The sequence below is a fragment of the Providencia zhijiangensis genome, assembly GCF_030315915.2.
Classification (GTDB): Bacteria; Pseudomonadota; Gammaproteobacteria; order Enterobacterales; family Enterobacteriaceae; genus Providencia; species Providencia zhijiangensis.
The window spans coordinates 1,547,417-1,561,410 of record NZ_CP135990.1; the positions used below are offsets into that span (position 1 = coordinate 1,547,417).

At 43.5% G+C, this 13,994-nt stretch carries 11 protein-coding genes and 3 tRNA genes; 9 read left to right on the plus strand and 5 right to left on the minus strand.

The window, feature by feature from the left end; genetic code table 11:
* Positions 1 to 124 precede the first annotated feature (124 nt).
* The 9 genes from ydiJ (at position 125) to QS795_RS07065 (ending at position 10,974) form a co-directional block, all read left to right on the plus strand.
* Positions 125 to 3,181 carry a D-2-hydroxyglutarate dehydrogenase YdiJ gene (gene ydiJ, locus QS795_RS07025; protein ID WP_154638918.1) on the plus strand — a complete coding sequence of 1,019 codons (3,057 nt, stop codon included), beginning with the start codon at positions 125 to 127 and terminating at the stop codon, positions 3,179 to 3,181.
* The gene (locus tag QS795_RS07030) at positions 3,178 to 3,594 is read left to right on the plus strand and encodes a hotdog fold thioesterase (protein ID WP_036950426.1); all 417 of its coding nucleotides are present in this window, start codon (positions 3,178 to 3,180) and stop codon (positions 3,592 to 3,594) included. Before ydiJ ends, QS795_RS07030 begins: the two co-directional genes overlap by 4 nt.
* A 383-nt stretch (positions 3,595 to 3,977) precedes the next feature.
* Positions 3,978 to 4,346 carry a Fe-S cluster assembly scaffold SufA gene (gene sufA, locus QS795_RS07035; RefSeq protein ID WP_154604421.1) on the plus strand — a complete coding sequence of 123 codons (369 nt, stop codon included), beginning with the start codon at positions 3,978 to 3,980 and terminating at the stop codon, positions 4,344 to 4,346.
* A gap of 16 nt (positions 4,347 to 4,362) precedes the next feature.
* Positions 4,363 to 5,862, plus strand: coding sequence for a Fe-S cluster assembly protein SufB (gene sufB / locus QS795_RS07040; protein ID WP_132494846.1), 1,500 nt, complete (start codon positions 4,363 to 4,365; stop codon positions 5,860 to 5,862).
* A 45-nt stretch (positions 5,863 to 5,907) separates the two neighbouring features.
* Positions 5,908 to 6,654: a Fe-S cluster assembly ATPase SufC gene (gene sufC / locus QS795_RS07045; protein WP_154604006.1), complete on the plus strand. Its 747-nt coding sequence runs from the start codon at positions 5,908 to 5,910 to the stop codon at positions 6,652 to 6,654.
* Positions 6,629 to 7,936: a Fe-S cluster assembly protein SufD gene (sufD, locus tag QS795_RS07050; protein WP_286269482.1), complete on the plus strand. Its 1,308-nt coding sequence runs from the start codon at positions 6,629 to 6,631 to the stop codon at positions 7,934 to 7,936. Before sufC ends, sufD begins: the two co-directional genes overlap by 26 nt.
* Before the next feature lie 4 nt (positions 7,937 to 7,940).
* The gene (gene sufS, locus QS795_RS07055) at positions 7,941 to 9,179 is read left to right on the plus strand and encodes a cysteine desulfurase SufS (protein WP_286269483.1); all 1,239 of its coding nucleotides are present in this window, start codon (positions 7,941 to 7,943) and stop codon (positions 9,177 to 9,179) included.
* A 72-nt stretch (positions 9,180 to 9,251) separates the two neighbouring features.
* Positions 9,252 to 9,668, plus strand: a complete 417-nt coding sequence (gene sufE, locus QS795_RS07060; RefSeq protein ID WP_036950416.1) for a cysteine desulfuration protein SufE — start codon at positions 9,252 to 9,254, stop codon at positions 9,666 to 9,668.
* A 250-nt stretch (positions 9,669 to 9,918) separates the two neighbouring features.
* The gene (locus QS795_RS07065; RefSeq protein ID WP_154604003.1) at positions 9,919 to 10,974 is read left to right on the plus strand and encodes a L,D-transpeptidase family protein; all 1,056 of its coding nucleotides are present in this window, start codon (positions 9,919 to 9,921) and stop codon (positions 10,972 to 10,974) included.
* A 107-nt stretch (positions 10,975 to 11,081) separates the two neighbouring features.
* Here QS795_RS07065 and QS795_RS07070 read toward each other — a convergent pair whose 3' ends face one another.
* The 5 genes from QS795_RS07070 to QS795_RS07090 form a co-directional block, all read right to left on the minus strand.
* Positions 11,082 to 11,318 carry a major outer membrane lipoprotein gene (locus QS795_RS07070; protein ID WP_004263789.1) on the minus strand — a complete coding sequence of 79 codons (237 nt, stop codon included), beginning with the start codon at positions 11,316 to 11,318 and terminating at the stop codon, positions 11,082 to 11,084.
* Between the two features lie 458 nt (positions 11,319 to 11,776).
* Positions 11,777 to 13,189: a pyruvate kinase PykF gene (gene pykF / locus QS795_RS07075; RefSeq protein WP_036950412.1), complete on the minus strand. Its 1,413-nt coding sequence runs from the start codon at positions 13,187 to 13,189 to the stop codon at positions 11,777 to 11,779.
* A gap of 468 nt (positions 13,190 to 13,657) precedes the next feature.
* Positions 13,658 to 13,734 (minus strand) — tRNA-Val (locus QS795_RS07080).
* Positions 13,735 to 13,775: 41 nt separating this feature from the next.
* Positions 13,776 to 13,852: transfer RNA gene (locus QS795_RS07085), tRNA-Val, on the minus strand.
* Between the two features lie 41 nt (positions 13,853 to 13,893).
* Positions 13,894 to 13,970 (minus strand) — tRNA-Val (locus QS795_RS07090).
* Positions 13,971 to 13,994: the final 24 nt, after the last annotated feature.

Sequence of the window (13,994 nt, forward strand, 5' to 3'; positions counted from 1 at the left end):
ATGCGCTATCTTTACAGGCTGCGAGGGAACACTTCAATAAACCTTGTGCCTATTGTGCTACTTAAACTAAAGATAGTACATAACGACAAATGCGATTACTCAACAACAAGAGTCATGATTAATAATGATCCCGCGTATATCTGAAGCACCACATCTTAGTCAGCTAGCTATCCAATTTCTGCACGAGCTACAACAGCAAGGTTTTACTGGTGATACTGGCACCAGTTACGCTGAGCGCTTATCCATGGCCACTGACAACAGCATTTATCAGCTATTACCACAAGCCGTCATCTTCCCTCGTTCCAGCGCTGATGTACAAATTATTACCCGCGTTGCTGGGCAAGATAAATACCGCGAATTAAGTTTCACGCCGCGTGGCGGGGGAACGGGCACCAATGGACAATCGCTCACCGAAGGGATTGTGGTGGACATGTCCCGCTATATGAATCGAATTTTAGAAATCAACCCAGAACAGGGATGGGTAAAAGTTGAAGCTGGCGTGATTAAAGACCAACTCAACCAATTTCTAAAACCGTATGGCTACTTTTTCTCTCCGGAGCTATCCACAAGTAACCGAGCAACATTGGGCGGAATGATCAACACTGATGCCTCTGGACAGGGGTCTTTAGTATATGGCAAAACGTCAGACCATGTTTTAGGTGTCAAAGCGATGGTTTTAGGGGGCGCTTGCCTCGATACTCGCGCTATGCCTATCGAACTCGCACAAACGATTGCGTTAGAGGATTCAGTCGAAGGGCGTATCTATAAAACCGTTCTTGAACGCTGCTTAGAACAGCGTTCGTTAATCGAAGAAAAATTTCCAAAACTAAACCGATTTTTAACGGGCTATGACTTACGCCATGTTTTTAATGATGACCTTACTCAGTTTGATTTAACGCGAATTTTAACGGGGTCTGAAGGCTCGCTGGCGTTTATAACGGAAGCCACTCTGGATATCACGCCGCTACCGAAAGTACGCCGTTTGGTGAACGTCAAATATGATTCGTTTGAATCCGCGTTGCGTAACGCACCATTTATGGTACAGGCGCAAGCGCTCTCGGTAGAAACCGTCGACTCGAAGGTTCTGAATCTCGCGAAAGAAGATATTGTTTGGCACTCTGTAAAATCGCTGATCACTGATGTGCCGAATAAAGAGATGCTTGGGCTGAACATTGTTGAGTTTAGTGGCGATGATGAAGACGAAATCAATCATTTGACTGATAGTTTATGCCAACGCCTTGATGAATTGATGGCGAGCCATCAAGCGGGCGTGATTGGCTACCAAGTTTGTCATGACCTTGCTGATATTACCCGTATCTATAATATGCGTAAAAAGGCGGTGGGGTTATTGGGCAACAGCAAAGGTGCAGCGAAACCCATCCCATTTGTTGAGGATACCTGCGTACCACCAGAGCATCTTGCGGATTATATTGCGGAATTCAGAGCGCTATTGGATAGCCATAAACTGAATTACGGAATGTTTGGTCACGTAGATGCGGGTGTTTTACACGTTCGCCCAGCACTAGATATGTGCGACCCTCAGCAAGAAATGTTAATGAAGCAAATTTCGGATGAAATTGTTGCTTTGACGGCAAAATATGGCGGTTTATTGTGGGGGGAACACGGTAAAGGCTTCAGAGCTCAATATAGCCCAGAATTCTTTGGTGAAGTGCTTTACGGTGAACTGCGCAATATTAAGGCGGCATTTGACCCTGATAACCGTTTGAACCCTGGAAAAATTTGCCCTCCAGCGGGTGTCGATGCCCCAATGAAACAGGTGGATGCAGCTAAACGTGGCACATACGATCGTCAAATCCCAATTCAAATACGCCAAGAGTTCCGCGGTGCGATGGATTGTAACGGCAACGGGCTCTGTTTCAACTTTGATGTGAAAAGCCAAATGTGCCCATCGATGAAAATTAGCCGTCAGCGTGTACATTCACCGAAAGGTCGTGCAACGTTAGTTCGAGAATGGCTGCGTTTATTGGCGGAGCAGGGCGTCACACCAGAACAAATTGAAAAAGGTGTGAAAAGTGCGTCTCCATCGTTACGTGGATTGATTGAAAAAACGCGTAACTCATGGCGGGCGAAGCAAGGGGATTATGATTTTTCACATGAAGTGAAAGAGTCAATGTCTGGGTGTTTAGCCTGTAAAGCGTGCTCGACTCAATGCCCAATTAAAATTGATGTGCCGTCTTTCCGAGCAAAATTTCTTGCTCTGTACCATAGCCGTTACTTGCGACCAGTTCGTGACCATATTGTGGCGAATGTGGAAGCCAGCGCTCCGTTGATGTCAAAAGCGCCGGGCGTTTTTAACTTCTTCTTGCGTCAAACAGTGATTCAGAAACTTAGCGAGCACACCATTGGTATGGTGGATTTACCGTTATTTTCTCAACCGACGCTGAAACAGGAGTTATCAGGGCATTCGGCGACCTCCCTGACATTGGAGCAACTTGAAGGCATGTCTGCCAGCCAGCGTGAAAATCATGTGCTTGTGGTGCAAGACCCATTCACTAGCTATTACGATGCCAAAGTGGTGGTAGACTTTGTTCGCCTGATTGAAAAATTGGGCTATAAACCCGTGTTACTCCCATTCTCACCGAATGGTAAAGCGCAGCATATCAAAGGTTTCTTAAGCCGTTTTGCGAAAACCGCACGTAAAACATCGGACTTTTTAAATCGCGTTGCTAAACTGCAATTACCGATGGTGGGTGTCGACCCTGCATTGGTACTGTGTTATCGCGATGAATACCATGAAATTTTAGGTGAGCAACAATGTCAATTTACGGTAATGCTGGCTCATGAATGGTTAATTTCATTACCGGAACAAACCAAGAATGACGGAACGGATGAGCAGCCTTGGTATCTCTTTGGCCACTGTACCGAATCAACGGCATTACCTAATAGCGCCAACCAATGGGCGACACTGTTTTCCCGTTACGGGCGTAAACTCACAAACGTGAGTGTTGGATGCTGTGGAATGGCAGGAACGTATGGTCATGAAGTCGCTAACCTTGAAAATTCAAAAGGTATTTACAACCTGTCGTGGAAACCTGCGATAGAAAAACTGCCCCTAGAACGTTGCTTAAGTTCGGGATATTCTTGTCGTAGCCAAGTAAAACGAATGGAAAAAACGGCAATCAAACACCCAATTCAAGCCTTACTGGAGATTGTTTCATGATTTGGAAGCGTCAATTTAACTTGCAACAAATGGCGGCGATGGCTGAAAGCTGTATGTTAGGCCATATAGGGATTGAAATTACAGGTTTTGGTGATGACTACCTTGAAGGTACCATGCCAGTCGACCATCGCACCAAACAGCCTTTTGGTTTGCTACACGGTGGAGCCTCGGTTGTATTAGCTGAATCCTTAGGCTCAATCGCAGGCTACCTATGCAGTGAAGGTGATCAACGTGTAGTTGGTGTGGAAATTAACGCAAACCATATTCGTGCTGCGCGAGAAGGTGTGGTGAGAGGCGTATGCAAACCGATTCATCTGGGGCGCCGTCAGCAAGTATGGAATATCGAAATTTTTAACGAGAAAAACCAACTGTGTTGCACCTCCCGTTTAACAACTGCCGTATTGTTTGAATAATCAGCAGTTTGTTTCTTCTGATACCCTCAGTTTATTTGAGGGTATCAATCCTATATTTATCTTTCATATCAATTCTTTATAACTTATCTAATTTATTCATTCTCATTCAATGAATGTGGTACTAAACCGAATATCACTTTATTAATTTGTGTTATTTTTATGTACTCAATAATACATAAAAAATATTATCATGAATGAGATTTATTTCTTAATTATTAATTGGTTAGATATTTCCATAAACTAAAATCCTGTCAGTAAACCGTTCTCATCGCTATAACCTCTTAAAACAAATGGTTGAAGTCATATGGGTAATCATTACCATGTCATATAGAGAAGAAATCGCTGATAACAGGCTGAAAAACCATAAGAAAAGTGAGGTCAAAATGACTGATGGTGTAGAAACATTTTCATTGGATGAAAATTCATGGCAGGGCGTCAGCCTAACCCCTAGTGCCGCTAAACAGATCAACAAATTGGTTCTTCAAACACCCAATAGCAAAGGTCTATCTCTCGGCGTGAAACAGTCGGGATGTGCAGGTTTTGGATACGTCTTCGAGATGATTGAAAACCCAACCGATGACCACTTAGTGTTTGAACTCGATGGTGCACACTTGTATGTGCCTAAAAAAGCAATGCCATTCATTGATGGCACGGTAGTGGATTATGTCCAAGAAGGGCTTAACCATATTTTTAAATTTAATAACCCGAAAGCTCAACATGCCTGTGGGTGTGGTGAAAGCTTCGGCGTTTAACTTGTGAAGCTAGATTATGTCTCAGAGCAATGTAGAAGTTGGCGAAGATGTTCAAAGCTGGCTTGATGAAAAACGTTATAAAGAAGGCTTTTTTACCCAAGTTGCCACCGATGAAATGGCGAAAGGGCTAAATGAAGATGTGGTTCGTGCTATTTCTGCGAAGCGTAATGAACCTGAGTGGATGCTGCAATTTCGTCTTGATGCCTTTAATCACTGGAAAGGCATGGAAGAGCCACACTGGCTGAAAGCCCATTATCCAAATTTGGATTACCAAGATTACAGCTATTATTCCGCGCCATCGTGCGGGTCGTGTGATGATGCCTGTGGCTCACAGCCAGGCGCGACGCAATCAACAGGCGCTGCGGAAGAAGCGAATTACCTGACGAGTGAAGTTGAAGATGCCTTCAATCAGCTTGGCGTGCCTGTCCGTGAAGGCAGCAAAGTGGCGGTAGATGCAATTTTTGACTCCGTTTCTGTATCGACAACCTACCGTGGCGACTTAGCCAAACACGGGATTATTTTCTGTTCGTTCAGCGAAGCGATTCAAGAGTACCCTGAACTGGTGCAAAAATATTTAGGTAGCGTCGTTTCTAGCCACGATAACTTTTTTGCTGCACTGAATGCAGCAGTGGCATCGGACGGAACCTTTGTTTACATCCCGAAAGGGGTGCGTTGCCCGATGGAGTTATCGACCTATTTCCGTATTAATGCGGCAAAAACAGGGCAATTTGAACGCACAATCTTAATTGCGGATGAAGGCAGTTATGTGAGCTACATAGAAGGGTGTTCAGCACCGGTGAGAGATAGCTATCAATTGCACGCTGCGGTTGTGGAAGTGATTATCCATAAAGATGCCGAAGTGAAGTACTCGACAGTTCAAAACTGGTTCTCGGGTGGTGATAGCGAAACAGGGGGAATTCTCAATTTCGTGACTAAGCGTGCCCTGTGCGAAGGGGAAAATTCCAAAATGTCATGGACACAATCCGAAACGGGTTCTGCCATTACGTGGAAATACCCAAGCGTGATTTTAAAAGGGGACAATTCGGTTGGGGAGTTTTTCTCTGTCGCACTGACCAATGGTAACCAACAAGCGGATACGGGCACTAAAATGATCCACATCGGCAAAAATACCCGCTCAACGATTATCTCGAAAGGGATTTCGGCAGGTAAAAGCCAAAATAGTTATCGTGGGCTCGTCAAAATACTCCCGAGCGCCCATAACGCCCGTAACTTTACCCAGTGCGATTCCATGCTGATTGGTACCCAATGTGGCGCTCATACCTTCCCGTATGTGGAAGTGAAGAACAATACCGCGCAATTGGAACATGAAGCGACAACGTCGCGCATTGGCGAAGACCAGCTGTTTTATTGCTTACAACGTGGGATCAGCGAAGATGATGCTATCTCAATGATTGTTAACGGCTTCTGTAAAGATGTTTTCTCAGAGTTGCCATTAGAGTTTGCCGTTGAGGCACAAAAATTATTGGCTATCAGCTTAGAACACAGTGTGGGCTGATCCTAACCGAGTTTAGTTGCGCTTGAGCGCTAAAGGCATGTTGATATGTTAAGTATTAAAGATTTACATGTAAGTGTAGAAGGTAATGAAATCTTAAAAGGGCTGTCTCTGGAAATTAAACCGGGGGAAGTTCATGCCATTATGGGACCAAACGGTTCGGGTAAAAGTACCTTGTCCGCCACCCTAGCAGGTCGTGAAGATTACCAAATTGATAGTGGTGAAGTGACGTTCAATGGCAAGGACTTACTTGAGTTAGATCCTGAAGAACGTGCGGGTGAAGGGATTTTTCTTGCATTCCAATATCCGGTTGAAATTCCGGGTGTGAGTAACCAATTTTTCCTGCAAACGTCAGTGAATGCGGTGCGTGAATATCGTCAGCAAGAGGCGTTAGACCGTTTTGATTTCCAAGACTTTATCGAAGATAAAATCAAATTGTTGGATATGCCACAAGACCTGCTCACCCGTTCAGTTAACGTGGGTTTCTCCGGTGGAGAGAAAAAACGTAATGACATTTTACAGATGGCGGCGTTAGAACCTAAGTTATGTATTTTAGATGAAACCGATTCTGGTTTAGATATCGATGCGCTAAAAATCGTCTCTAATGGTGTGAATTCACTGCGTACTCCTGAGCGTTCATTCATTATCGTGACTCACTATCAGCGCATTTTGGACTATGTAAAACCTGATTTTGTTCACGTCCTGTATCAAGGGAAAATCATCAAATCTGGTGATTTCAGTTTAGCGAAAAAACTGGAGGAGCAAGGCTATGGCTGGCTTATTGACCAACAGTGAAAGAGCAGAAAAACGCGCTGCGGTTGATGCTTTAAATCAGCAGGCAATGCGCCGTTTTGAAACGCTATATGAGCAAGGATTAGGTGGAAAATCTCAGCACGCTCAAACCCATTGGAGTCTCGCTAAACACGTTGGGCTGCCCGCATTTCGTCATGAAGATTGGCACTATACTCCGTTAAATAGCGTGTTAAATACCCAATACCGTTTTAGCTCGCAAGAACAGCAGGCTCCGCTAAGTGATGCGCTCGCATTAGCTATCGATGCTTATCGTATTGTGCTGGTGGACGGACGCTACAATGCGGAACTCAGTTCGGTCGATACGGGGGAATTTCAAGTTTCTCTTCTCGATAGCCAAGACTGGCTACCTGATGCGGTGAACAGCGAGATTTTCTTACATTTAACGGAATGCCTAGCCGCTCAACCGCTTATTATCCAGTTAGCTGCCAATAAAGTTGCGACTAAGCCACTCTATTTACTGAATATCTCCAGTAGCAGCCATGATCTAGACTCGGTGAACATGAGCCAATATCGCTACCATTTGACACTGGGAAATAATAGCCAGTCTCAAGTGATTGAACACTTTGTCAGTCTAGATGATAAAGCACATCTGACTGGTGGGCGATTAACGGTCGAAGTGGGTGATAATGCGCAATTTACCCACTTCAAGTTAATGACAGAAAACTCACAGGCTCAGCATTTCGCTCATAATGACATTGTGGTGGGGCGTGATAGCCAAGTGAAAAGTAGCAGCTTTTTATTAGGCTCTGGGCTAACCCGTCATCATACAAGTAGCCGTCTTGACGGTGAAAATACAGAATTTGAGTTAAACAGCCTGTTGTTGCCGCAAGGTAATGAAATAGCCGATACACGCAGCTATCTTGAGCACAATGCGGGTTATTGTAATAGCCGACAGTTGCATAAAGTGATCGCCATGGATAGCAGCAAAGCGGTATTCAATGGCATGATCAAAGTTGACCCTAAGGCGCTGAAAACAGACGGTCAAATGACTAACAATACCTTATTGCTGGGTGAAAAAGCGGAAATCGACACGAAGCCTCAACTGGAGATCTATGCCGATGACGTGAAATGTGGTCATGGGGCAACGGTTGGGCGTATCGATGATGAGCAACTTTTTTATCTACGCTCTAGAGGGATTGATAGCCAAGCGGCTAAGCAGATGATCATCAATGCATTTGCTGCTGAGTTAACAGAATCAATTACTATCGATGGGTTAAAACAGGCTGTGATGGAGAGTATTCATCAACGTTTAGCGGAGGTGTAAACCGATGCCATATGACGTTGAATCGGTCAGGCAGGACTTTCCTGCCTTAGCGCAATCAGTAAATAACCATCCATTGGTCTATTTAGATAGCGCGGCGAGTGCTCAAAAACCTCAGCAAGTTGTGGATACGGAAAGCCAATTTACGTTGCATCAATATGCGGCAGTGCATCGTGGTGTTCATACGCTAAGCGCGAATGCCACCACGCTGGTGGAAAATGTTCGCCAAAAAGCAGCGGATTTTTTGCACGCGGCTTCCCCTGAAGAGATAGTGTTTGTTAAAGGGACAACGGAAGGGATCAACCTTGTTGCTAATAGCTTTGGGCGCCAGTTTATCCAGCAAGGCGATAATATTATTATCACTGAAATGGAGCACCATGCGAACATCGTTCCTTGGTTTATGTTGGCGCAAGAGCGTGGTTTTGAAGTACGGATCCTGCCTATTCTTGAGGATGGTACCCTTGATGTCTCTCAGCTCGCACAACTCATAGATGCGCGCACAAAGCTATTCAGTTTTACGCATATTTCTAATGTGCTTGGTACCGTTAACCCGGTGAAAAAATTGATTTTACAAGCGCGTGAAATTGCAGGCCAGCATGGAAATACACTGACTATCCTCGTGGATGGTGCGCAAGGGGCGATGCATCAGCAGGTTGATGTGCAAGCGCTGGATTGCGATTTTTATGTCTGTTCAGGTCATAAGCTATATGGACCAACAGGTATTGGGATCCTTTACGGCAAGAAGGCATTACTTGAGAAGATGCCACCTTGGGAAGGTGGTGGGGCGATGATCCGCCAAGTCAGCCTGAAAAAAGGGATCACATTTGCTGATGTTCCATGGCGATTTGAAGCGGGTACCCCGAATATTAGTGGAATGATTGGTTTAGGTGCAGCTTTAGACTATCTCAATGGGTTGGGATTAAGTAAAACTTTTGCGTATGAAAAGCAATTGATGCAATATGCGACGGATTTGCTTAAGCAAGTGCCTTCCCTTCATTTATATGGTAATGACCAACGTGAAGGTGTGATAGCCTTTAATTTAGGTGAACATCATGCCTATGATGTTGGCGCATTTCTGGATAGATATGGGATTGCCATTCGTACTGGGCACCACTGTGCGATGCCATTAATGGAACATTATCAAGTTCCAGCGATGTGCCGTGCATCTATTGGTGTTTATACGACTAAGCAAGATATCGATGCTTTGTATAATGCGTTATTGCGTATTAAACAATTACTCGGCTAAACACCGACGATATATCAAAGTAACTGTATTGCAGCACATAAAGATTGTAGCGAATAGATAGAAGGAAATATTATGTCGGCGTTACCCGATGAAGCGAAGCTATTACGCAATTTTGCACGTTGCCAAGATTGGGAAGAGCGCTATTTGTATATGATTGAACTGGGCGGGCGTTTACCGGCGTTATCTGAAGCTCAACAGGTGGATGATAACTTGATAGCGGGTTGCCAAAGCCAAGTGTGGATTGATATGCAAAAACAACCGGATGGCCATGTTGTTCTTGCTGGAGATAGTGATGCCGCTATTGTTAAAGGGTTAGTGGCGATTGTGATTATTCTCTTTCAAGGGAAAACACCTGAGCAGATCCTTGCGGTGGATGTAAAACATTTTTTCCAGCAATTGGCGCTTGAACAGCATCTTACACCTTCTCGAACTCAAGGTTTAAATGGCATGATCAAGTCGATTTTGGCGAGAGCTCACCAACTTCTTTAAGTGTTCTGTGGGAAATCTTCGGAATTTCCCACACTTTTCTTTTCTTCCTATTATTCTTATCCTAGAAAATATGCCTAAGTAACTTACTGTATTTTATTGTTAAACTAACAATAACGAGACAAAGTTAGCTCACATTCAAATTATTAGCGGACTAAAATATTTATTAAGTATTAAAGATATTCGAGATAGTTGCTATTATGAGCGATATTGTTTGAATTTTGTAATGAATCTTATTTTCCTTGGAGTAGGTATGAAAAGAGTTTTGACGGCGGTAAGTCTGTTTGTCATGAGTGCGGTGCTGGCACCAGCGCAGGCTAAAGATTATCCATTACCCAATAACAACACACGCCTGATCGGGGAAAATATCACCTATGTGGTGCCTAACGATGGACGTCCACTGGAAGCTATCGCAAGCGACTATCAGATTGGTTTGTTGGCGATGTTAGAGGCGAACCCAGGAACAGACCCCTATTTACCTGAAGTGGGTAAGCCACTGATTATTCCTGCTCAAATGTTATTACCTTCGACACCGCGTACCGGTATCGTGATTAACTTGGCGGAAATGCGTCTTTATTATTACCCTGAAAACAGCCATAAAGTGGCTGTATATCCGATTGGAATTGGTCAGCTAGGACGAGATACACCTGAAATGGTGACGTCTATTAGCCAATTGATTAAAGACCCTACATGGACACCAACCACCAATATCCGTAAACATTATGCACAACAGGGGATCACACTCCCGGCGGTGGTACCTGCTGGCCCAGAAAACCCGATGGGGCTGTATGCGTTACGCCTGTCTTATGGTCGTGGCGAATACTTGATCCACGGTACTAACGCCAATTTTGGTATTGGGATGCGTGTTAGTTCTGGTTGTATTCGTTTGCGCCCAGATGATATTAAAGCACTGTTTACAAACGTACCAAAAGGAACACGCGTTCAAGTTATCGATCAGCCAGTTAAATATGCAAAAGAGCCAGATGGTAGCTATTACATTGAAGTGCATCAGCCATTGTCACGTAAAGACAGTGATGATCCACAGACAATGCCAATCAAGCTCACTGAAGATTTCCAAGCGTTTTTAGCGAGTAATCCGGGAATTGATAAAGCGAAAGTTCAAGCAGAGTTGTCTAGACGTTCAGGATTGCCAGTGAGGGTGAATGTTGGGGATGATTCAGAACCGATGAAACGCGATTATCAGCAGTTAAAACCCATTGCGCCATTCACGATTACTCAGCCACAACCTGTATTTGAAGGGGAAGTGAAATCTTCTATTCCAGCGAAATATCAGTCATTTAAAAGCTAATGACTGCCCGCCTTAAATGAATTTCGAAGTAAAAAATAAGGGCCTATAAAATAGGCCCTCAACAATAATTCAGCGATTAAGCTTTTCTAGATAACATCAAGTCGGACTTATTTTTTGTAAGTACGTACTTGGTTGTCCAGACGTTGGTTTGCACGAGCTGCTTCTTCTTGTGCAGTTTGTACATCAGAACGCAGAGACTGAACGTCGTTGCTCAGTTGGTCAACTTTACCGTTCAGAGTTTGCACGTCTGAAGAGAGCTTTTGCACTTCAGTGCTGTTAGAACAACCCGCCAGTAATGCTGAAGCTAATACGATAGAGCCCAGTACAATTTTAGTACGAATCATTATTTTACCCTCTAGATTGATTTATCTTGAAAATATAAAAGCAAGTAACCAAAAAATAGACTTAAGAGCGTTATCTTAAAGCTACCTCTATCCCTTTAAAACAACCTAATGTAAATTAGGGTATGGTACTTACTAAGTCTTATGCTAGTACGTAATTCAAAGTTTTGCTAGAAATACTTTATATTTAACAGGGTGAAAACGAATAAAAATTTCAATTAAGGGTTATTTAGTTTGAAATTTGAGCGAATGGTTATCGTTTTATGATTTATTTTGTAAATGTTTTGTAACCAAAATCTGGGTGAATTATATCTTCGTGGATCATAACGTAACTTATTGAAATTATGTTTCGCACGGATTGCTAAATTTTAGTTATTCCAGATAATAAAAAACCCTACTGCCGTGAAGCAATAGGGTTAATATCACGCTAGGTTATGCAGGACAACTGTTATGCAAGGCAACTACAGAACATGTACTGATGAGGTATTTGTTGTACCACTTTGTACTAATGCTCCGGATACCATCACGACTGCATCACCTTCTACCGCCAATCCGCTTTCTAACGCTGCACGCTTACCTTCACGATAGAAATCATCGGTTGATTCGAAAGGACCCACGATCATCGGAATAACGCCTTTTACTAACAGTAATTGGCGAGCAGTTTCTTCGTTAGTTGTCAGAGCCAGAATCGGTGCAGTAGGGAAGTATTTACGTACTGATTTTGCAGATTTACCACCATAAGTTGCGACAACGATTAATGGCACATCCAGTTTTTCAGACATTTCAACGGCACCACGGCAGACAGCTTCAGTCACACGTAAGCGCTGGGTTGGTTTTTGATTTTCAATACGCGTTGGCATAACGCGGTCAGTACGTTCACAGATAGTTGCCATGATAGTCACAGCTTCAACTGGATATTTACCTTTCGCACTTTCCCCAGACAGCATAACAGCATCTGTACCGTCTAAGATGGCGTTTGCAACGTCACCAGCTTCTGCGCGGGTAGGGCGTGGGTTTTTGATCATTGAATCTAGCATTTGAGTCGCAGTAATAACGACCTTGCGAGCTTTAACACATTTTTCAATCATCATTTTTTGGGCGAAGATAACTTCTTCTACTGGGATCTCAACCCCTAAGTCACCACGAGCAACCATGATACCGTCAGAGGCTTCAAGGATTTCGTCGAAGTTATTTAAACCTTCTTGGTTTTCGATTTTAGAGATGATTTGAATATTTTCGCCACCATGTTTTTTCAGGTGAGCGCGAATTTCTTCAACGTCTGAACGTTTACGGATAAATGAAGCGGCAACAAAGTCGACACCTTGTTGGCAACCGAAAACGAGGTCTTCTTTATCTTTTTCTGCTAGTGCAGGTAAGCCGATAGAAACGCCCGGTAAGTTAACACCTTTTTTCTCACCAAGATCGCCATTGTTTAATACTTGGCAAATCACTTCAGTTGCAGTGATGTTGGTTACAGTCATGCCAATTAAACCATCATCCACTAAAACGGTGTCACCTACTTTCAGGTCTTTAGTTAAGCCAGGGTAAGTGACTGCAACGCGTTCTTGGTTACCGATAACGGAAGTATCTGTTGTGAAAGTGAAAGTTTGACCTGCAACGAGAGAAACATCATTGCCGCCTTCCAGTTTCATAGTACGGATTTCTGGACCTTTAGTGTCCAGCAGAATAGCTGCTTGTTTACCGGTTTTTGCACAGACAGAGCGGAGGTTGTTGATACGTTGACCGTGTTCTTCATAGTCACCGTGGGAGAAGTTAAGGCGCATGACGTTCATGCCTGCATCCAATAACTGAGTTAATTTCTCTTCTGATTCGGTTTTTGGACCGATGGTACAAACAATTTTGGTTTTTTTCATGGCAGTCTATCTAATGGTTATAAAGGAAATCGGTATTGCCGCCGATGCTTAATGCGCAAGATAGTCTATGTTGCGCAACTCATTTATAAGAATAGGCGACAGTCTGGTATTCAAAATCTGGTTATTTAAAAAACGTCACTTTTTGACTCTTATTATAGTGTAGATGACATTTTTCATTAAAGCTAACATGCTGATTTGTCTTTGTTGAAACCTTTCAGCTTGAGGGATCATTATAAACAACATCAAACTGTGAGACAAATCAAATTTTGCTAAATTTGATGCAGAAGTAATTAAGATCAAACAACAGCGAGATTTTCAGTTGAAAGTGGGTTGCGCAACAAAATAAGGGAAAACAAAATCACAATCAAGATAAATATGATATTTGAAAAGAGTACTTTTATTAGGGTTACTAAGGGGCTCAGGATAAAAAATAATTCGGGAATAAGAAACGAGTCAGAATAAATAGAATGGTGCGTCCGAGTAGACTCGAACTACCGACCCCCACCATGTCAAGGTGGTGCTCTAACCAACTGAGCTACGGACGCACTGAGATGAAGCTTGGTTTGTCACTGATGACAAATTTAAATGGTGCGTCCGAGTAGACTCGAACTACCGACCCCCACCATGTCAAGGTGGTGCTCTAACCAACTGAGCTACGGACGCACTGAGATAAAACTTTGTTTGTCGCTAATGATGAATTTAAATGGTGCGTCCGAGTAGACTCGAACTACCGACCCCCACCATGTCAAGGTGGTGCTCTAACCAACTGAGCTACGGACGCATATCAATCATTACTGCTTTAACG